17 protein-coding genes are annotated in these 19,727 nt (G+C 43.8%); 4 read left to right on the top strand and 13 right to left on the bottom strand.

Going from position 1 to position 19,727, the window contains the following annotated elements:
• Nucleotides 1-354 precede the first annotated feature (354 nt).
• Nucleotides 355-1,440, bottom strand: coding sequence for a DNA replication/repair protein RecF (gene recF, locus RB622_RS21330; protein WP_308048693.1), 1,086 nt, complete (start codon nucleotides 1,438-1,440; stop codon nucleotides 355-357).
• Between the two features lie 128 nt (nucleotides 1,441-1,568).
• Here recF and pdhA point away from each other — a divergent pair, with 128 nt between their 5' ends.
• Entirely contained in the window at nucleotides 1,569-2,597 is a 1,029-nt protein-coding gene (gene pdhA, locus RB622_RS21335; protein ID WP_308048695.1) for a pyruvate dehydrogenase (acetyl-transferring) E1 component subunit alpha, read from the top strand.
• Between the two features lie 137 nt (nucleotides 2,598-2,734).
• Nucleotides 2,735-3,595, top strand: coding sequence for a twin-arginine translocase subunit TatC (tatC, locus tag RB622_RS21340; protein ID WP_308048696.1), 861 nt, complete (start codon nucleotides 2,735-2,737; stop codon nucleotides 3,593-3,595).
• A gap of 30 nt (nucleotides 3,596-3,625) precedes the next feature.
• Here tatC and RB622_RS21345 read toward each other — a convergent pair whose 3' ends face one another.
• The 5 genes from RB622_RS21345 to RB622_RS21365 all read right to left on the bottom strand — a co-directional run bounded on the left by RB622_RS21345 (nucleotide 3,626) and on the right by RB622_RS21365 (nucleotide 8,281).
• Nucleotides 3,626-4,729 (bottom strand): pyridoxal phosphate-dependent aminotransferase family protein, encoded by a 1,104-nt coding sequence (locus RB622_RS21345; protein ID WP_308048697.1) that lies wholly within the window; start codon nucleotides 4,727-4,729, stop codon nucleotides 3,626-3,628.
• Nucleotides 4,726-5,736 carry a dipeptide epimerase gene (locus tag RB622_RS21350; protein ID WP_308048698.1) on the bottom strand — a complete coding sequence of 337 codons (1,011 nt, stop codon included), beginning with the start codon at nucleotides 5,734-5,736 and terminating at the stop codon, nucleotides 4,726-4,728. The genes RB622_RS21345 and RB622_RS21350 overlap by 4 nt, the downstream gene beginning before the upstream one ends.
• 28 nt (nucleotides 5,737-5,764) lie before the next feature.
• A complete protein-coding gene (locus tag RB622_RS21355) occupies nucleotides 5,765-6,640 on the bottom strand; it encodes an NAD kinase (RefSeq protein ID WP_308048699.1) in 876 nt (291 codons plus the stop codon).
• A gap of 78 nt (nucleotides 6,641-6,718) precedes the next feature.
• Nucleotides 6,719-7,390 carry a CBS domain-containing protein gene (locus RB622_RS21360; protein ID WP_308048700.1) on the bottom strand — a complete coding sequence of 224 codons (672 nt, stop codon included), beginning with the start codon at nucleotides 7,388-7,390 and terminating at the stop codon, nucleotides 6,719-6,721.
• Nucleotides 7,391-7,507: 117 nt separating this feature from the next.
• The gene (locus RB622_RS21365) at nucleotides 7,508-8,281 is read right to left on the bottom strand and encodes an alpha/beta hydrolase (RefSeq protein WP_308048702.1); all 774 of its coding nucleotides are present in this window, start codon (nucleotides 8,279-8,281) and stop codon (nucleotides 7,508-7,510) included.
• A 467-nt stretch (nucleotides 8,282-8,748) separates the two neighbouring features.
• Between RB622_RS21365 and RB622_RS21370 the strand changes: the two genes are divergently transcribed.
• Together RB622_RS21370 and RB622_RS21375 are read left to right on the top strand one after the other, a co-directional pair.
• Complete coding sequence (locus RB622_RS21370) at nucleotides 8,749-9,534, top strand: SDR family oxidoreductase (protein ID WP_308048703.1); 786 nt, start codon at nucleotides 8,749-8,751, stop codon at nucleotides 9,532-9,534.
• Between the two features lie 29 nt (nucleotides 9,535-9,563).
• The gene (locus RB622_RS21375) at nucleotides 9,564-10,466 is read left to right on the top strand and encodes an alpha/beta hydrolase (RefSeq protein ID WP_308048704.1); all 903 of its coding nucleotides are present in this window, start codon (nucleotides 9,564-9,566) and stop codon (nucleotides 10,464-10,466) included.
• 3 nt (nucleotides 10,467-10,469) lie between these two features.
• Here RB622_RS21375 and RB622_RS21380 read toward each other — a convergent pair whose 3' ends face one another.
• From RB622_RS21380 to glpK, 7 genes are all read right to left on the bottom strand, one after another.
• Nucleotides 10,470-11,660 (bottom strand): polysaccharide biosynthesis protein, encoded by a 1,191-nt coding sequence (locus RB622_RS21380; RefSeq protein WP_308048706.1) that lies wholly within the window; start codon nucleotides 11,658-11,660, stop codon nucleotides 10,470-10,472.
• Nucleotides 11,661-11,820: 160 nt separating this feature from the next.
• Nucleotides 11,821-13,218, bottom strand: coding sequence for an NADH-quinone oxidoreductase subunit N (locus tag RB622_RS21385; RefSeq protein WP_308048707.1), 1,398 nt, complete (start codon nucleotides 13,216-13,218; stop codon nucleotides 11,821-11,823).
• Between the two features lie 95 nt (nucleotides 13,219-13,313).
• A complete protein-coding gene (locus RB622_RS21390; RefSeq protein WP_308048708.1) occupies nucleotides 13,314-14,762 on the bottom strand; it encodes an NADH-quinone oxidoreductase subunit M in 1,449 nt (482 codons plus the stop codon).
• Nucleotides 14,763-14,835: 73 nt separating this feature from the next.
• A complete protein-coding gene (gene nuoL, locus RB622_RS21395; protein ID WP_308048710.1) occupies nucleotides 14,836-16,752 on the bottom strand; it encodes an NADH-quinone oxidoreductase subunit L in 1,917 nt (638 codons plus the stop codon).
• Nucleotides 16,753-16,783: 31 nt separating this feature from the next.
• Entirely contained in the window at nucleotides 16,784-17,122 is a 339-nt protein-coding gene (gene nuoK, locus RB622_RS21400) for an NADH-quinone oxidoreductase subunit NuoK (RefSeq protein ID WP_090336813.1), read from the bottom strand.
• Nucleotides 17,123-17,280: 158 nt separating this feature from the next.
• Nucleotides 17,281-18,090 carry an exonuclease domain-containing protein gene (locus tag RB622_RS21405; RefSeq protein WP_308048711.1) on the bottom strand — a complete coding sequence of 270 codons (810 nt, stop codon included), beginning with the start codon at nucleotides 18,088-18,090 and terminating at the stop codon, nucleotides 17,281-17,283.
• A gap of 117 nt (nucleotides 18,091-18,207) precedes the next feature.
• Nucleotides 18,208-19,707 carry a glycerol kinase GlpK gene (gene glpK / locus RB622_RS21410; protein WP_308048712.1) on the bottom strand — a complete coding sequence of 500 codons (1,500 nt, stop codon included), beginning with the start codon at nucleotides 19,705-19,707 and terminating at the stop codon, nucleotides 18,208-18,210.
• Nucleotides 19,708-19,727: the final 20 nt, after the last annotated feature.

The raw sequence follows: 19,727 nt of genomic DNA on the forward strand, positions 1-19,727 counted from the left end.
AGTCGACACAATTGTACTTTCCCGATACGCCGCACCCAATCGTAAATTAAAACTCCCCAATCCAATCCTGGAAATATGAGCCAAGGAGATCGATTGGAGAATTTTCAAGGAAGGCCTATTATTAAACGCAGAGGCAGGCGAGTTTTACGCGGAGGTACAGGAGTTATTTTTGTTTTAGATCACAACAGAAAACCGCGCAACTCAGCGCAGAACTCCCTTTACTCTGCGTTTAAACTCAGTGTAAAGGGAGTTCTGAGGTTTTCTGTTATGTCTAATATTTCAATCATTACCTGAAACAAAGAACAACTCCTGTACCTCCGCGTAAAACCGCTCCCCCTACCTCTGCGTTTAAACTCATCGCTCAATTTCGAAGAACTTTACATCTGCCTTTACCTTTTCCAGAATTTTCTGTGAGCGTTCCGGGCGGGCATCAGTGATAAATACCTGGCCTAAAAATCCGTCATCGATTAATTCGATCAGTTTATTAATTCTGCGGTCATCCAGTTTATCAAAAATATCATCCAGCAAAAGAACGGGTGTTTTTTCCTTTTCTATTTTTAATAATTCAAACTGAGCGAGTTTCAGCGCGATGACAAAAGATTTCTGCTGTCCCTGAGAACCGAATTTCTTCAGCGTTATGCCATCTATTTCAAAAACATATTCATCCTTATGCACACCCTTGCCCGTGCGCTGGGCATGCAGGTCGCGTGAACGGTTTTTCCGGAATTCAGCAGCAAAATCTTCCGAAGCAACTTCGCTTTCATAGGATACCTCCACCTGTTCTTTTCCACTGCTTAAAAACGCATAATACTTCCTGAACAAAGGCAAAAAACGCTCCATGAAAGCGCGCCGGTGCTGATAAATCCGGACCGCCAGCACAATCAACGGCTCGTTATACGTGTCCAGCAAATCTTCATCCAGATAATTCCGTTCGGCAAAGAGTTTTAATAAACCATTCCGCTGGGTCAGAATTTTATTGTATTGTAAAAAATCCGTTAAATATTCCGGGGTTGCCTGTGCCAGTACCCCATCGAAAAACCTTCTCCGCTCCTCACTCCCGTCGCGGATCAGATCGGTGTCATTGGGCGCAATCAGCACCAGCGGGAAAAGTCCGATATGATCACTTAACCGGTCGTAATTTTTTTTATCCGCCATAAAAACCTTCCGCTGCCCACGCTGAAAACTGCATGTGATCTGAATATTTTTATCAGAATCATGAAAAATTCCATCCAGTAAAAAAAAATCCTGGGCGTGACGGATACCGAGCGCGTCCTGGTTATGAAAGGCACTTTTGGTAAGTGTCAGGAAGTAAATAGCGTCTAAAAGGTTTGTTTTACCACTTCCGTTTTCTCCGACAAGGCAATTTACACGCTCTCCAAACGTAAAACCTCTCTCTTCATAGCTCTTAAAGTACGTAAGATGGAGCTTTTCTAACCACATGAACTTCTTTGTTATATAGTTTATGCTTATTTTCGCAAATCATTTGCGTCGTTACCGGCAAAAACAGATCTTGTTCAAACCACTAACTTTAAGACAAAGTTCTGTCTTTATAAACGAGAACCAAATACATGGCCACCGTTACTGAAAAAAAGAAAGCATCAGCCCCCAAATTAAAGCATTCGAAAGAACGCTATATGTTCTGGTTCGAGAACATGTTATTACAACGCCGGTTTGAAGAAAAAGCTGGCCAGCTTTATGGTCAGCAGAAAATCCGCGGATTTTGTCACCTTTACATCGGTCAGGAAGCTTGTTCTTCGGGAGCAGCTACTGCCCTGACAAAAGATGACAAATACATCACGGCTTACCGTGACCATGGTATTCCTTTGGCGTTAGGTACAGATCCAAAAGCGATCATGGCCGAGCTTTATGGTAAAAAGACAGGAACAACCAAAGGAAAAGGTGGTTCTATGCACATTTTTGACAAAGAGCATAATTTTATTGGCGGACACGGTATCGTTGGTGCACAGATTCCTTTGGGAGCTGGTATCGCCTTTGCTGAGAAATACAATAAAACCGGCAACCTGTGTATCTGTTATTTTGGTGACGGAGCCATTCGCCAGGGCGCTTTCCACGAAACGCTGAATATGGCCATGAGCTGGAAATTGCCTGTTATTTTCGTTGTTGAAAACAATGGCTATGCAATGGGAACTTCGGTTGCCCGCTCTTCCAACGTTACTGAACTTTACACATTGGGTGAGGCTTATGATATTCCTTCTGAGCCCGTTGATGGGATGAGTGTGGAAGCAATCCATGAAGCCGTTTCCCGTGCGGCAGAACGTGCCCGTAAAGGTGATGGACCAACTTTCCTGGAATTCCGTACGTACCGCTACCGTGGACACTCGATGTCTGATCCTCAGAAATACCGTTCGAAAGAAGAGGTTGAGGAATACAAACACCGCGATCCGATCGAACAAATCAGAGCCGTCATTCTGGATAACAATCTTGCAACAGCGGAAGATCTTGAAGCAATTGACAAAAAAGTGAAAGAAATTGTAGCTGAATCCGTTCAATTTGCCGAAGAATCTGACTTCCCGGATGCAAAAGAAGCATACACGGATGTTTACGTTGAGAATGACTATCCATTCATCATGGATTAATTTTTGATTATAACGTTATTAAAAAAAACCCGTCGAAACGATCCGACGGGTTTTTTGAGTAATTTCGATTTTTCGTCAATATAAAAGATCGCAATCTTACTTTTCTCCGTATATAGTGATCAATACCTAAATATAGTATGCCCTTAGATCAAGAATTTGAGCAAGAAGAAGAAGGAACAGGCCAGGAGATGTCGTTTATCGGGCATCTTGAAGAATTAAGATGGCATGTTATCCGCGCTGTTGGATCTATTTTAGTTTTTGCTATTCTAGCTTTTGTTTACATTAAGGAAATTTATCATTACGTAATTATCGCACCTTCACAGCCACATTTCTGGACTTACAGAATGTTATGTTTGCTGTCGGAAAAGGTGGGGTATGACGAACTCTGTGTTAAAGAACTTAATTTTAAACTGCAAACCATCGGAATGGGTGACCAGTTTACCATGAGTATGACTTCGGCAGTTATTGCCGGGTTAATATTTGCATTCCCTTACGCCTTCTGGGAAATATGGCGTTTTATAAAACCCGGACTAAAGGCATCTGAACGCCAATCAGCCAGAGGAGCCGTTTTTTATGTAACATTTCTTTTCTTCTCAGGCGTTCTTTTTGGCTATTTCATCGTAACTCCGCTGGCTATCAACTTCCTGGCAAACTACACGTTGGATGAGTCTATTATCAATGAATTCAGTCTTGCATCTTATATCTCGCTGGTTTCTACGCTGACATTAGCCTGCGGTATTGCATTTCAATTACCAATCGTCGTATTTGTTCTTTCGAAAGTAGGCGTTTTAACGCCGAGTTTCATGCGTGAATATCGCAAACATGCCATGATCGTGATTCTGATCGTAGCCGCGGTTATTACTCCTTCACCGGATATTTACAGCCAGATTCTGGTAGCAATCCCGCTATTACTCTTATACGAAGTCAGTATTTTGGTTTCGAGAAAAGTAGAAAGAGAAAAACTACGTGAAGAAAAAGCGATGCAGGGACCATTGTAAGTGGTTCATGGTATCCATTAAAAGAAGAAATTAAAATTTCATACAGACCTCGGCCAATCGGTCGAGGTCTTCTTTTTGGTGTATGGCACTAATCACCAATCTTGTCACCGGCGGATCTGTGGGTTGCGGATAGGAAAAGCAGGAGCAGAGAATTTCATTTTCCTCTAAATGATCAAACAGCTTATTGTCCAGACTGCAAAAAACAGGATAATCTTTTTTGTGAACAAACAGCTTGGTTCGTTTTAACCTTGTGGCGACGTATTGAATATTTGAAAGTAACCGCTGATGCGCCTCAGGATAGGCATTTGTATCTAATAATTTTTTGAGGGCATACATATAAGCCGGAACAACCGGGGAGGCTCCTGCAAAAAACGGGCTTTTACGCACCGTCTCAACGACATTTTCGTCACCCAAAATTACACCTCCTGCAATGCCAATAGCCTTATTTAAAGAGGAAGTTACAATGAGTCTTATCTGCGAAAAAGATGATAACTCCTGATAAACCCCGGTTCCATCCTTCCCTATTACGCCCAATCCATGAGAATCATCGACTACAAGGAAAATCTGCCTGGAAAAAGGGAGTTGCCTGAAAATTGAAAAATCAAAACTTTGCACGAAGGGCGACCCTACCGAATCTGAACAAATGATGTGAATATCGTCCTGATCACTATTCTGAATTCTCCAAACGGTATCTTGCGCCCACTCCTCCCAGCTTACATCATCGCAAATATATTCAAGTCCCCACAACGCGGGGTGCAGATCAGGGGCGTAGTAGCAATGAATTTTGGGCAAATGAAGAAGTGAATCCGGCAAACCGGACACGATAATCCCGGGTAGTTCCTTGACCAACAACTGGCCCGCCCACATCCCTGATGATGTCGTGAGCGCCGCAGGTGCCCCGGAAAATTTCGCTAATGCCATTTCCGTTTCTTCGTAAATACTTAGTCTCAGGCTATTATTTCTGGAACTTCCAAAGTGTGTTCCATACATTGAAAAACCTTCTTTTAAATAGCTTAGAAAGCCTTCGTGATGACCCATGCCAAGATAATCCGTCCCGCTGAACCAGAGATATTCTTTTCCATTATTCAGCCTAACCTTTCGGTCAGGAAGATGGCTGGCTGGATAGATATTCATTTCAGGAAGGCTCCGGTGCCGTTTTCTGAACCATAGATAACCTTGCCGTAGTCAAAGGTCACACCCATAGCCGGATCATTCTTGATCAGCAAGGAACCATCCATGTCGACATAATCCAGCAAGGGAAGTAAATGGGCAATTGCAGAAATTCCGACACTGGATTCGGTCATGCAGCCTACCATGGTTTTCATATCCAGACTTCTCGCTTCTGCGATCATCCGTCTGGCGGAGGTTAATCCCCCACATTTTGTAAGTTTGATGTTAACCCCGTGAAAAAGACCGTAACATTTTACCACATCACTTTCCAGGATGCAGCTTTCATCAGCGATAACAGGCAACTCGCTTTGCACAAAAACCTTTTGCATTCCTTTCACGTCGTCTGCCGGCAGCGGTTGTTCAATAAATTCAACACCCAGTGCTTTCAGCTCCGCTGAAAATCTGATGGTTTGCTCCGCCGTCCATGCACAATTTGCATCCACACGAAACGCAGCATTGGTATGCGACCGCAATTCTCTTACGATCCGGAGATCATCGTCTGTACCCAGTTTTATTTTATAGATCGGCCAGGGAAGTTCCTGCATTTTTGATACCATTTTTTCAACGGTATCAATCCCGATGGTGAAGTTCGTCAGGGGATTCTCATCAATGGATAAACCCCAGCTTTCATAAAGTTTCTGACCCTTTTTCTTGGCGAACAAATCATTCGCCGCTTCGTCCAAAGCACACTGCGCAAACGAATTTGCCGCGAGATAAGGATTTACCTTCGCCCAAAGTGCTTCCGGAGAAGTCAAGGGATCCTGTTCAATGATCGGACGAATGCTTTCCAGCGAAGCGATCATTTTCTCGATCGTCACCCCATAATACGGATTGGAAGTAGCCTCGCCAAATCCGCTGAATCCGCCATCCCTCAGCTCCACAATGAGTGTGGGCTGTACATCTCGGGAGTCGTGGGCGATGGTAAAAGTATGTTTCAGTTCAAGGTTGTAGGGATGGAATAGAATCTGCATACTGTGTCGGTCAGGTATAGGTTACAATCTAATTTCTCATATCAAGTCCCCACGACAGCTTACTGCGCAGCGTATCCAGAAAACTATCGTCCCTCATTTTGATTAGTCGCGCCGTAAAATCAGCTTTACTCACCGTAAGTTCCGTCACTTCATCCACCACCCTGGAACGGGAATCCATCGACACCAGAAAATTATTGCTGCGGCTTTTCACTTCCAGTCTTATGATTGAAGAATCTTCCACGACAAGCGGGCGCACATTCAGGTTATGCGGACTAACGGGGGTAATAATAAAATTCTGGGAATGCGGGACCAGAACCGGCCCACCGCAGCTCAAAGAATACCCTGTTGACCCCGTCGGTGTCGAAATAATCAACCCATCTGCCCAATAAGAATTCAGAAATTCGTCGTTGAGATAGGTATGGACCGTGATCATCGAAGCAGTATCCGTCTTGGTGATCGTGAAATCATTTAAACCAAAATTTCTGCCTTCAAATAAATCTATATTGGATTCAACTTTTACAAGCGTCCGTTCGTCAATTTTGTACTGATTATTTTCCAGTGCTTCAATCATATCGGAAATGCGCTCCGGAGATACCGTTGCAAGAAAACCCAGGCGGCCTACATTGATACCGACCACGGGAATCCGTCTTTTGCCCACATGCGAAATCGTTTCAAGCAGCGTACCGTCTCCGCCCATGCTGACAACCAGTCGGGCGTCAAAAAGCGCGTCCGGGTTGTCGTAAACCAAATGTGAATAATGCTGGATACCCTGGTTATCCAAAAAGGATCGGAACGATTCAGAAAGCTGCACCTCAATGTGGCGACGCATCAACTCACTGAACATAGATTCTATGTACGGGCGGGCAGACTCATTAAAGTTGCGTCCGTGAATGGCTATTTTCATGAAAGAAAAGTATGTGATCCTTTTTGCCCGAAAGATACGGGACAAAATGCCGATTGGCAATGTACTATTCCGGGAAAATTATGTCGCTAAATAACGAAGTAGCATGTCCAGCCGCTCCTGATCCACACTTTCGATCGGATCACTGGCATGTGCTTCTTCAATATCGTATCCAAACCGCTCCAAAGTTGCTATTACAGGCGTAATATTGGTCCGGTTTAATTTTAAAGTCAGCAGCGAGGCATCCGCGGGATGCAACGACTCGCTGGAAGAATAATAGCTGCTAAGCACCTTTACTCCATTGGATTCGATCAAACGGCTGATTTCGGATAAAGAATAATCCCTTTCAGCTATTTTCAAAACAATCACCGCGCCTTTTTCCTGAATACCCAGCTCGCTAACAAATTTTTCGATCAGATTTCTGACGAGAATACAGCCTGTTAGTGCTTTGTTTTCATGAACGACGGGAATGATATCCAGCGCAAATTCATTCACAAGCCGCAGCAATTCATAAGGATGGTTATCCTCGGTCGCGAAGACATCCTCATGCTGGATAATAATCCGGGCAATCGGCTGGGTAGTATCCGCGATATCAAAAAGAATATCCTCGGATACAATTCCTCTGTATATCCCCGAATCTGCCACCACAAGCTGCTTTGTCCGAAATTCATCCATCCAATCCAAAGCTGTACCTACCGTATCGGCAAGTTTCAGTATGGGTATCATGGGATTAATTAACGATGCAGCTAACATAACTGAAAAAGAGTGTTTTTATCGAATCTATGAAAAAACTGGATACCTGTCAACTTTCACGTAAAAAGAATATTTTGTATAACAAAAAAGAGCCGTTAAAGGCTCTTTAAAAAATGACTATTCCACCGGAACCGACACATGTTTTTCTAAAAAGCGTTCTACTATGACATTAAACTTGTCGGGATGCTCCATCATCGGCGCATGGCAGCACTTATCTATAAAGTGCAATTCCGAACCTGCGATGAGACGGTTAAATTCATAACCCACATGCGGTGGTGTAATCGTATCATTCAGTCCCCACACCAATAACGTTGGAACCTTAATTTTATATAGATCTTTTGCAAGATTATGCCGTTGTGCCGACTTGGCAATGCCCACAATGCTCATGCACTTCGGAATACTGGAAGTCGTTTCAAAAACTTCGTCGATAAGGTCTTTGGTCGCTACTTCCGGATCATAAAAAGTGTACGCGACACGTTCTCGGATGTATTCATAGCTTCCTCTTTTCGGGAAAGATCCGCCCATCGAGTTCTCGAAAAGGCCGGAACTTCCTGTCAATACAAGACGCTGGACATTCTCCTGATTTTTCAAAGTATAAAGCAGACCGATATGTCCGCCCAGGGAATTCCCCAGAACTGTCACATTTGTCAGATTTTTAAACGCAACAAAATCTTCCAGAAAGGCCAATAGCGCATCCAGGCCAGCCTCGCGCGGAGGCAGCTCATAGATTGGTAATAATGGAATGATCACCCGATATCGATCAGAGAAACATTCAATAATCCCGTCCCAGTTACTCAAAGCGCCAAAGAGCCCATGCAACAGCAATAATGTTTCGCCCTTTCCTTCGTCGATGAATTGAAACTTGCCTTCTGCATGTACCGTATATTTCATTCTGTTACCAGGGGTTATTTTTTTATTCAGAATTTCTTTAAAAGCGAAAGAGTTCAATTATTTCCACTAAAAATATAGAAAAAAAACAAATGCACTTTTCTGATAGTATACAAAACTAGTTCTTTTTTTTAGATTGTCCTTAGCCGACGGACAATTAATATCATTTTATTTTCTTGTAAATATTATATTAATATATCGTTATTAATAAGATTTACATAGAAAGGTGCAATTTATGATATTAGTTCCCGCGAAGGGCACTGTAAATAAATTGATCTTAATTTTCGCGGGTAAATTTTACTGCAAATTGTCTTAGTTTAATTGTGACGAACTGAGTAAAAGAAAAACCTGATTTGTGAAGATGGTGCAGGTATAATCCTGACCGAATTTACCATTAACCTGTTGAACACCGAAATTTAATAATAAGTAATTTGTATCTGAATTAGAAAAAAATTAGAACATTCAAAAATATGGATCTGGAACTTAGGGACAAGGTGATTATAGTTACCGGCGGTGCGAAAGGTATAGGAAAAGGCATTGCGAAGGTCTTGGCCTCGGAAGGCGCAATTCCCGTCATTATCGGCAGAAATGAAGCGGATAACCTGGAAACCGTCGCAGAAATAGAAAAGGAAGGCGGCAAAGCATTTCAGGTTGCCGCCGAGTTATCCAGGCCGGAAGCCTGCGAAAAAGCCGTGAAAGTAATCCTGGATACCTTTGGCAGAATCGAAGGTGTTGTGAACAATGCCGGTGTAAATGATGGCGTCGGATTGGAAAACGGGAGTTATGAAAAGTTTGTTCAAAGCCTGCACAGCAATTTGATCCACTATTATCTGATTGTCCATCATGCATTGCCCGCTTTGAAAAAATCAAAAGGCGCGATTTTAAATATCGGGTCAAAAACGGCGGAAACCGGCCAAGGCGGTACTTCTGCCTACGCAGCCGCCAATGGTGGCCGCAATGCGTTAACACGTGAATGGGCGGTTGAGTTACTGCCTTATGGCATACGTGTCAACGCCATCATCGTCGCTGAATGTTATACGCCGCTATACGAAAAGTGGATCCGGACATTGCCAAATCCTGAGGAAAAACTCGCTTCCATTATCAGTAAAATTCCGTTGGAAAACCGGATGACAACCGCAGATGAGATTGCCAATATAACTGCATTCTTACTTTCTGCACGGTCAAGCCACACCACCGGCCAGCTTATTCACGTCGACGGTGGCTATGTTCATCTGGACCGTGCCATCAGCGAATAACCTAGTTTCACCCAAATAAATCCTTTACGATGAAATTTTCCATTTTTTCTCTGCTGCTGATCACCGGGATGAGCGTTTCCTTATCCTGTTTTGCCCAAAAGGAAATGCCGTTGTATCCCGGCAAAATTCCTAATAGCACATCGGCAGCAAACGAAGAAACAACGGTGAAAGGCGTTGTAAGGAATGTTTCAAAACCTACACTTTCCGTGTTTTTGCCCGAAGCAGGCACTGCCAATGGCGCTTCCGTGATTATTTGCCCAGGTGGTGGCTATGGCGTTTTGGTCATTGAGCGGGAGGGATTTGAAGTAGCCCGGGCATTTAACAAAATGGGTATCACCGCTTTTGTTTTGAAGTACCGTCTTCCGAGCGATAAAACATTGGAAGACAAATCCATCGGGCCATTACAGGATGCCCAGCAGGCAATAAAGACGGTTCGTGAACGGGCAAGAGAATGGAAACTGGATGTCAGTAAAATTGGCATTATGGGGTTTTCTGCCGGCGGCCACCTAGCCTCCACCGCAGGAACGCATTTTAGCGATCCGCTTATCGAGAATAAGTCCGGTACGAGCCTGAGACCGGATTTTATGATCCTTATTTACCCGGTAATCAGTTTCCTGGATGCGCAGGGGCATAAAGGATCACGGGCCAACCTGATCGGGCAGTCTCCAACCGAGGAAAAAATAAAATATTTTTCCAGCGAATTGCAGGTTCAGCAATCAACGCCACCCACCTTCCTCACACATGCCGGAGACGATACCGTCGTGCCTGTGCCTAACAGCTTAATGTTTTACGAAGCCTTAAATAAAAACAAGATCCCGGCTGATCTCCATCTTTACTCGAAAGGTGAACATGGCTATCTTAAAACGCCGACTTTTGATGTCTGGTTTGGTCAATGTCTGAACTGGATGAAAACAAATCAGTTTATTCCCTGAGCATTAAACCCGAATATTCTCTTTTTTCATCGAATCCAGTTTTTCAAACGGGGAGTTGTTGCTGATATATTCCGGAACAACTTCCTTTAAAACAGCTACCATTTTATCATCATCACCCGTTTCCATGGCTTGCTCCAAAAGCTGCAACAGGCTGCTTATCGTATGGCTGCAAACGGGCCTGAGAAATGCTATCGTTATTTTTGCATGGCGGGTAACACGATGCGCTTCATCATTTCTTAATCGTTCTTCCAAAAGTTTCTCGCCAGGACGAAGGCCAGTGTAGGTCAATTTAATATCAATCCCGGTTGTCAACCCTGCCAATCCGATCAGCTTTTCCGCCATGTTTTTGATCACCACGGGCTCTCCCATATCAAAAACAAAAACCTCCCCTGCCTGACCGACCGTTCCGGCTTCCAATACCAACAGACAGGCTTCCTGCACTGTGATAAAATAACGTGTCATTTCAGGATGGGTTAAAGTAAGGGATGCCCGGTCATTGATCTGTTTAACAAAAAGCGGCAACACAGAACCCTGCGTTCCCAATACGTTTCCAAAACGGATTGTAACAAAGCGGGTTTTTGCAACAGGTTTATCATTAAGACTTTGTAAATACATCTCACAAACCCGTTTACTGGCGCCCATTACGCCCGACGGATTGACCGCCTTATCCGTAGAGACAAAAATAAATTTCTCGGCCTTATACATAACCGATAAATCCGCAAGAAGCTTCGTTCCAAAAATATTGTTTCTGATCGCTTCATACGGATGTTTTTCCATGATCGGCACGTGTTTGTTTGCAGCGGCATGAAAGATAACCTGCGGCCGATATTTTTTAAAAATATGCATCATCCGGTGGTTGTCCGTAACATTGGCTGGCATCGTCTGAACATCCGTTTCGTCCGGGGATATTTCACGAAGCAGCGCATCGAGTTCATAGATCCCGGATTCGTTTGAATCTATCAGCAACAATTGTTTGGGTTTGAAAGCAATAATCTGCCGCATCAATTCTTTCCCGATGGATCCGGCAGCACCGGTGATCATTATTTTCCTGCCTTTTATAAATGCGTTGATATTCCCCTTGTCGAAATCAATCATTTCACGGTCCAGAAGATCTGCCATGTTGAATTTGAGCGGCTGATGCCCGTGGAAATCATTTTCCGGTGTAGGTGTTTTACTGAATAAAAAATCTGCCATAGCAACTATAATTAATGGTTTAATTACGGACTATTAAAGATTTTCCCTAACGTTATGAGCTGACTTAATACTTACGTCGATTTTAAAAAAAGTAACAAAAAAAGAGCTACATCAAGGATGTAACTCTTTCTACGATATATTGTAATGTAAAATTCTTGATCTAAATAAGTCCTTCTAGCAGCCCTGGAGCCAGACCAAACAGGATTGTAAGTACGGTGGCCAGGATCAACACGATCTTGTAAAAAGGTGCCACCCTGATTTCTCCAAGATCGCCCTCTTTCAAGTAAGAAGCAATGATAACGCGGAAATAGTAATAAATACCAACAGTCGACATTAAAACGGCAATAGCCGGAACCCAGATAATCCCTCTATCCGCCGCGCTGCTGAATACGAAGAATTTCCCCCAGAAACCTGCTGTTAACGGGATTCCTGCCAATGATAACATGGCAACCGTCATCACAAAAGCAAGGAAAGGGTTTTGTTTTGCCAATCCGTTGAATGCGTCATAACGCTCATCCGGCTGTCCATCCAGCGTTTTCTCTTTTGAAACCAGCATCAAAACGCCAAATGCTACAATCGTTGACAAAGAATAAGCCACAGAATAAAACACAATGGCGTTCTGTGTTGGTTTTGACAATGCGGTAAGGGCGATCAGCAAATAACCCGCGTGGGAAATCCCGGAATAGGCCATCATCCGCTTAAAGCTGTTCTGAGTTGTCGCCCCGATATTTCCAACCATCAATGTTAGAATGGCGATGACTGCGACAACAATCCACCAGAAATCATAAACACCAGTAAACGAGTGAGACAATAATCTGTAAAGTGCGGCAAAACCAGCAGTCTTTACAATCGTTGACATAAATGTTGTAAAGATCGTCGGCGCTCCTTCGTATACATCCGGCGTCCAGAAATGGAAAGGAGCCGCAGAAACTTTAAACAGCATACCGATCATCAGCAGCAATAAACCTGCATACAAAAGGTAAGAAGGAACCGCTTGTTGTGTCGTAGAAACATAGGCCTGAATAGCGTTAAGGTCGAACGATCCCGTTGCGCCATAAAGCAATGTTATGCCAAAAAGCATGATACCCGATGCAAATGCCCCCATCAGGAAGTATTTCAACGCAGCTTCATTCGAACGTAAATTCCGCTTGTTGCTACCCGTCAGGACATACATGGCAATGGAAAGAATTTCAACACCGATGAACAGCATAATCATATGCTCGAACCCGATCATCATGATCGCTCCTACGAGAGAAAACAGCATCAGCGCGTAATACTCCGCCGGTTCTGCTTCCGCATTATCCTGAAAACCGCCCGAAATGGCAACGATCATAAAAGCAGAAGCCAGTACGATGCCATTAAAAGCCAATGTAAGGTTATCAACCCGGAACATGTCATAAAAATATAACAACGGTCCTTTGTTCCACTCAAAGAAATTAGTCGCCAACGCGATGGCAAGAAAAAGCAAAACAGCTGGCAATAAAATATTCTTCGATTTCGAGAACCCTAGAAAGAGCGTTACGATTCCAAGAACTGACAACAAAACAATGGGATACATAATTATTTATTATCGTTTGTCATTAATAGAGAGCGGTCGGCGGTCAGCTTTCGGCTTTCGGATTATATCAATTAATTATTTTCGCTTCGGAAAATCTATTTTGCAACCAGTTGTAAAAGATGGCTTACCGCCGGTTCGGAAATCGTCAAAAATGTATTTGGATAAATTCCAATCCAAAACACCATAATGACCAAGGGCAACAACACAGCTTTCTCGCTGAATGTCAGATCCTGAAAACCTTCAACCCATTTGGATCTTGACCCGAACATTGACATTTGGAATAAACGAAGCATATATACCGAACCAAGAATGATTGTCAAACCTGCAATGGCTCCCAACCAGCCGTTAAATGCGAAAACGCTTGACAACAACAGGAATTCACCTACGAAACCATTGGTTAGCGGCAAAGCAACGCTTCCTAACAGTAAGATCATGAAATAAACGCTCAGCTGCGGTGCCATTTGGGTAATACCTCCCAATTGATCCAGATTGCGTGTTTTTGTACGCTCCAGAATAATGTCAATCACAAAGAACAAGCCTACCACGTTGATTCCGTGCGCAAGCATCTGAATGATGGCTCCCTGCAAACCATTTGTTGAAGCTGCAAATACTCCAGCCGCCATTAATCCAACGTGGGCGAAAGAAGAATAAGCAATCAGACGTTTCATATCACGCTGCTGAATGGCGATAATCGAACCGTAAATAATGCCGATTACAGAAAGAATAACAGCAAGCATTCCATAAGTCTGCAAACCAAGCGGAACAATTGGAAGCAATAAACGAATCAAACCATAAACCCCCATTTTAAGCATGATACCTGAAAGAAGCATCGTAGCCGGCGTAGGCGACTCGGTATAAGTATCCGGCTGCCAGGTATGGAAAGGAAACAAAGGCATTTTGATAGCAAAAGCAACAAAGAAAGCCCAGAATACAAATCCCTGAGATTTGGCAGATAATTGTAATTGATAGAATGCCGTAATGTCGGAAGTATGTGTCCCCGGCGTCTGGTAATAAAGGTAGATCAATGCAACGAGCATGAACAAACTACCAAACATCGTATAAATGAAAAACTTGAAAGTGATTTTCAGGCGATTTTCTCCACCCCAGACAGCTGCCAGGAAGTAAATCGGAATAAGAGCCGCTTCGAAGAAAAGGTAGAACACGAAAGCATCCGTTGCTGCAAACACGCCAACCAATGCCGCAGACATAAAAAGGATCAGCGAATAAAAGGCCGAACCGTTTTTGTACGTATGCCCAAACGTTGAAAGTATGATAAGCGGCGTTAAAAATGCAGTCAATAATACCAGGAGCAAACTGATCCCGTCCAAGCCTGCACCAAAAGAAATGCCTGCTGATGCAAGCCAGTTGTATTTGAACGCAAACTGAACACCGGCAGCCGGGTCAAATTGAGACCATACAAAAAGGGCCAGTCCCAACTCTGCAAGCGCGCCAATGAGCGCTACCTGTTTTGCCGAATTCGCACCAACAACAAGGGTAATAACGCCAGCCACAATGGGCAAAAGTATTAAAAGAAGAGTAAGCATATTTTCAAGTCAACGGTCAGCAATAAATGGTGAACGGTATAAATATTTAATATGTCAGTTTCAACAAAATGCCTTAAATCAACAACTTCCAGAAAAGGATGATCACAATGCCTAAAACCATTGCAAACACGTAATCTCCGGTAGAACCCGTCTGCGTTTTGCGCAGCAATCCGCCAAGGAATGCGATCAGTCTTGCCGCGCCATTTACAAACAGATCAATAAAGAACTCTCCGAAACTGTATAATACGTTTGACAACATCTTCATTGGCTTTACAAAAACCGCATTATACAGTTCGTCTACATAATATTTGTTGTAAACAAGATTCTGTATCGCTGATTTTTCTTCCGAATCCGGAGCCGGCACACTTTCCTTCTGAACATACATGACGTAAGCTACTATTAAAGAAAGCAATGCTACACCGACTGAAACGGCCATTAAAATGTATTCTTCCGAATGGGTAAGTGTTGTTGGCAGGAATGCCTCCGGATTAATCTGACGGGATGCTTCATACAACGGACTCATAAATTCGGCCAGGTGATGCGTACCATGCAATGCTTCCGGCACACCGATAAATCCGCCCAAAGCAGAAAGTACGGCAAGGATCACCAAAGGAATTGTCATCGATGCAGGTGATTCGTGTAAATGGTGCTCCTGATCATGCGTACCGCGGAATTTTCCAAAAAATGTAAGGAAAAGCAAGCGGAACATATAAAAAGAAGTCATCAGCGAACCCAACACACCCACTACCCAAAGCAATTTATTATGTTCAAAAACGTGCGCTAAAATTTCATCTTTTGAGAAGAATCCTGCAAATGGCGGAATACCGGAAATAGCGATCGTTGCAATCAGGAATGTCAGGAAAGTAACAGGAAGTTTTTTACGCAAACCACCCATCGAGCGGATATCCTGTTCGTCGGACATGGCGTGAATAACGCTACCCGCGCCAAGGAACAATAACGCTTTGAAAAATGCGTGGGTGATTACGTGGAACATCGAAGCCGAATAAGCCATCGCGCCCAAGCCCATGAACATATAGCCCAGCTGACTTACCGTAGAATAAGCCAATACCTTTTTGATATCGTTTTGTAAAAGACCGATAGATGCGGCAAAAAGAGCAGTCGCGCCACCAATAATGCCAACCCATTCAAGCGTTGAAGGAGCCAGTGAATAGAGGACATTTGAGCGGATCACCATGTAAATACCCGCTGTAACCATCGTCGCTGCGTGGATCAGGGCAGAAACCGGAGTTGGCCCCGCCATCGCATCCGGCAACCAGGTATACAATGGAATTTGCGCCGATTTCCCCATCGCTCCGATAAACAGGAACAAGGTGATCGCGATGATCACAGGATCACCAATCTGAAAGCCTGTTGCCTTGCTGAACACTTCAAGGTATTCAACCGAACCAAACGTGGCGATGATGGTGAAAATCCCCAAAAGGAACCCCAAATCACCCACACGGTTCATAATGAATGCCTTACGGGCAGCATCGTTGTAATTTGTATTTTTATTCCAAAACCCGATCAGCAGATAAGAGCAAAGTCCCACACCTTCCCAGCCGATAAACATGATCACATAATTGGACCCCAGTACAAGCAGCAGCATGAAGAAAAGGAAGAGATTCAGATAAGCGAAAAACTTACCGAAACCTTCATCATGTTTCATGTAACCAATGGAGTAAATGTGTATCAACGCCCCTACACCGGTAATGATCATCAGCATCAACAACGAAAGCTGATCGATTTGGAAAGAAAAAGGGATGTTAAGATCGCCGACCGTGATCCAGTTGAAAAGCGGCAGGACAAAAGGAGTGCTTCCAGCAGAAACGAATGCGTTGAAAGCATTCAGGGAAAGAGCAAAACTACCGATAACAGCTAATGATCCGATTATTCCAACTGCACCTTTGGGTATTGAACGGAATCCGATGCCATTGATCAGAAAACCCAGTAGCGGTAATAATGGAATCAGAACTAGTAATGAAGCAGACATATTCTATATTTTGTATATTAACCAATAAGGCTTACCATTTCAATTTATTGAGGAAACCGATGTCCGTATTACGCGTATTCCGGTAAATCATCACGATAATCGCCAAACCTACGGCTACCTCGGCTGCGGCCACGGCCATGATGAAAAACACAAAAACCTGACCGGAAGGATCTGACCGGAAAGATGAAAAAGCGATCAATAACAGGTTGGCAGCATTTAACATCAACTCAACAGACATAAAGATAATGATAGCATTCCGGCGTGTAAGAACACCGATGATACCAATTACAAAAAGTAATGTACTGAGGATGAGATAATATTGAAGCGGGACATTCTGAATAACCTCTGGTATATTCGGGTTCGGGATCATAGCAGATTTACCTTAATGGGTATTCGATTAAAAATAGTCAATAATTTAAAATTTTCAGGGCGGGAGATTTTTTGCTCCCCGCTACTGAACCAATTTTTATATACTGGCAAAAATAGACATAAATACCGCTTACTCAAGTGTAAAGCGAATCTATTATGTTATCTCTGCGTTAAAGCACGCAATTTTATTTCTGTCAGCTTGCGTTTTGTGTCCAGAGGAAATTCCGCTTTCATGAGCCAATCGTAAAAAGAAGGTTCATTTTTCAAAACATCTGTCACACGCTTGCCGTTGTGTTTTCCAAAGTTAAAAACTTCTTCGCCTTTCTCGTTATAAACCATCCGGCCTGCAAAATCGATTAATTTTGAAGCCGTTAGTTCGTGTAAGGCAGCTACGTCATTCCTTACTTCGCCAACTTCCTTTCCGTGCGCATCGATCACCTTCATGCCCTCATAACGCGCAATTTGTCCCTGAAGAACTTCAAAGGTAGCAATCGTATCCGCTTCGGCACTGTGTGCATCCGTAAGAGACTTGTCGCAATAAAATTTGTACGCCGCTGAAAGATTTCTCGGTTCCATCATATGATAAATCCGCTGCGCATCTACAGTACGTCGGTTTTTGATATCAAACTCAACACCAACGCGTAGAAACTCTTCTACCAGCATCGGAATATCAAAACGGTTGCTGTTAAATCCGGCCAGATCACAACCTTCCAGGAAAGTTGCAAGGTTTTTTGCAAGCATTTTAAAGGTAGGCGCATCCTTCACATCTTCATCATAGATGCCGTGTATCAGACTGCTTTCCAACGGAATAGGCATCTCCGGATTAACCTTACGGGTACGAATTTCGGTCTCCCCATTTGGTAAAGCCTTCACCACCGATATTTCTACGATCCGATCCCGGGCAATGTTGACACCGGTAGTTTCAAGATCAAAAAAAGCAAGCGGCTTTTTAAGATGGAGGCTATGCATAAGGCTACTTTAATTTGGTTTTCGCGGCGCGAAGTTACGCTTTAAAGGGACATAGGCCAAAAAAGAATTTAGTTTATACAGATTATAAAATAGTGCATTTAAGCGTATCCTAAATAATTAATCCATCCAGGCGTAAGATTTTGTAACCGCTTTTTTCCATCCTTTATATAACGCCTCTCGCTTAGACGCTTCCATATCGGGGTTCCAGGTATGGGCGATGGCCCAATTGCTTTTCAGTTCATCCGTGTTTTTCCAATAGCCCACTGCCAGCCCCGCCGCATAGGCCGCACCAAGCGCTGTCGTTTCAGCAATGGCGGGCGAAACAACCTGGGTATCCAGCATATCCGCCTGAAATTTCATCAGCAGCTGGTTCAACACCATCCCGCCATCCACACGAAGCGATGACAATTGAATACCCGAATCCTGTTCCATCGCATTGACGACATCAAGCGTCTGATAGGCCGTTGCCTCTAAAACAGCCCGGGCTATATGTCCTTTATTAACATATCGGGTCAATCCGGCTATAACACCACGTGCATCATTCCGCCAGTATGGAGCATACAAACCTGAAAATGCCGGAACAAAATAAGCCCCTCCGTTATCTTCCACCGTCTGTGCCAGACTTTCGATATCGCTGCTTTTTTCAATCAATCCCATATTGTCGCGCACCCACTGTACCAAGGCGCCCGTCACCGCCACGCTTCCTTCCAAAGCATATTGAACAGGCTCATTTCCAAACTGATACGCAATGGTCGTAAGTAATCCGTTGTCAGACATTTTGATTTCATTTCCTGTATTCATGACCAGGAAACAGCCGGTACCGTAGGTATTTTTTGCCATACCAGGCTCGAAACAGGTTTGTCCGACCAGGGCTGCATGCTGATCGCCCAGATCACCGGCAACAGGGACTCCGGGCAAAACTTCATTGGTCACATGACCATAAACCTCACTGCTGCTTTTGATTGCCGGTAACATCACCGCCGGAATTTTGTAGGCCGTCAGCATATCTTCATCCCACTGCAACGTATGCAGATTCATCAGCTGCGTACGGCTGGCGTTCGTCACATCCGTTACGTGAATTCCGCCATGCGCCCCGCCCGTAAGATTCCAGATCAAAAAGGTATCAATATTGCCAAAAAGCGCATCGCCCTTTTCTGCGTCGGCACGCAGGCCTTCAACGTTTTCTAAAAGCCATTTTAATTTCAATCCACTGAAATAAGTAGAAACCGGCAGGCCCGTTTTATCGCGAAACTGATTTAAACCGCCTTCCTTCTCGTATTTCGCAACCAAATCCGTTGTACGGGTATCCTGCCACACCAGTGCATTGTAATACGGTTTTCCCGTGCGTCGGTTCCAGACAACCGTCGTTTCCCGCTGGTTGGTTATACCAATTGCGGCAATATCAGCCGCCGTGGCCGAAGCCTTGATCCTGGCAATGGCAATCACTTCCAGCGTATTTTTCCAGATTTCTTCTGGATTATGCTCAACCCAGCCCGGTTGCGGATAAATTTGTTCATGTTCCTTCTGTCCGACAGAAACAATATTCCCCTGATGATTAAAAAGTATGCAACGTGTACTCGTTGTCCCCTGGTCAATGGCGGCAATATATTTTGACATAATGGTATTATGATTGTCTT

Origin of the sequence: Dyadobacter sp. LHD-138, from assembly GCF_030929615.1 — a bacterium.
Taxonomy (GTDB): Bacteria; Bacteroidota; Bacteroidia; order Cytophagales; family Spirosomataceae; genus Dyadobacter.

What these genes read in the sequence shown, in the direction of transcription:
- recF (WP_308048693.1), bottom strand. Translation starts at nt 1,440, where the DNA reads ATGTGGTTAGAAAAGCTCCATCTTACGTACTTTAAGAGCTATGAAGAG.
- pdhA (WP_308048695.1), top strand. Translation starts at nt 1,569, where the DNA reads ATGGCCACCGTTACTGAAAAAAAGAAAGCATCAGCCCCCAAATTAAAG.
- tatC (WP_308048696.1), top strand. Translation starts at nt 2,735, where the DNA reads ATGCCCTTAGATCAAGAATTTGAGCAAGAAGAAGAAGGAACAGGCCAG.
- RB622_RS21345 (WP_308048697.1), bottom strand. Translation starts at nt 4,729, where the DNA reads ATGAATATCTATCCAGCCAGCCATCTTCCTGACCGAAAGGTTAGGCTG.
- RB622_RS21350 (WP_308048698.1), bottom strand. Translation starts at nt 5,736, where the DNA reads ATGCAGATTCTATTCCATCCCTACAACCTTGAACTGAAACATACTTTT.
- RB622_RS21355 (WP_308048699.1), bottom strand. Translation starts at nt 6,640, where the DNA reads ATGAAAATAGCCATTCACGGACGCAACTTTAATGAGTCTGCCCGCCCG.
- RB622_RS21360 (WP_308048700.1), bottom strand. Translation starts at nt 7,390, where the DNA reads ATGTTAGCTGCATCGTTAATTAATCCCATGATACCCATACTGAAACTT.
- RB622_RS21365 (WP_308048702.1), bottom strand. Translation starts at nt 8,281, where the DNA reads ATGAAATATACGGTACATGCAGAAGGCAAGTTTCAATTCATCGACGAA.
- RB622_RS21370 (WP_308048703.1), top strand. Translation starts at nt 8,749, where the DNA reads ATGGATCTGGAACTTAGGGACAAGGTGATTATAGTTACCGGCGGTGCG.
- RB622_RS21375 (WP_308048704.1), top strand. Translation starts at nt 9,564, where the DNA reads ATGAAATTTTCCATTTTTTCTCTGCTGCTGATCACCGGGATGAGCGTT.
- RB622_RS21380 (WP_308048706.1), bottom strand. Translation starts at nt 11,660, where the DNA reads ATGGCAGATTTTTTATTCAGTAAAACACCTACACCGGAAAATGATTTC.
- RB622_RS21385 (WP_308048707.1), bottom strand. Translation starts at nt 13,218, where the DNA reads ATGTATCCCATTGTTTTGTTGTCAGTTCTTGGAATCGTAACGCTCTTT.
- RB622_RS21390 (WP_308048708.1), bottom strand. Translation starts at nt 14,762, where the DNA reads ATGCTTACTCTTCTTTTAATACTTTTGCCCATTGTGGCTGGCGTTATT.
- nuoL (WP_308048710.1), bottom strand. Translation starts at nt 16,752, where the DNA reads ATGTCTGCTTCATTACTAGTTCTGATTCCATTATTACCGCTACTGGGT.
- nuoK (WP_090336813.1), bottom strand. Translation starts at nt 17,122, where the DNA reads ATGATCCCGAACCCGAATATACCAGAGGTTATTCAGAATGTCCCGCTT.
- RB622_RS21405 (WP_308048711.1), bottom strand. Translation starts at nt 18,090, where the DNA reads ATGCATAGCCTCCATCTTAAAAAGCCGCTTGCTTTTTTTGATCTTGAA.
- glpK (WP_308048712.1), bottom strand. Translation starts at nt 19,707, where the DNA reads ATGTCAAAATATATTGCCGCCATTGACCAGGGGACAACGAGTACACGT.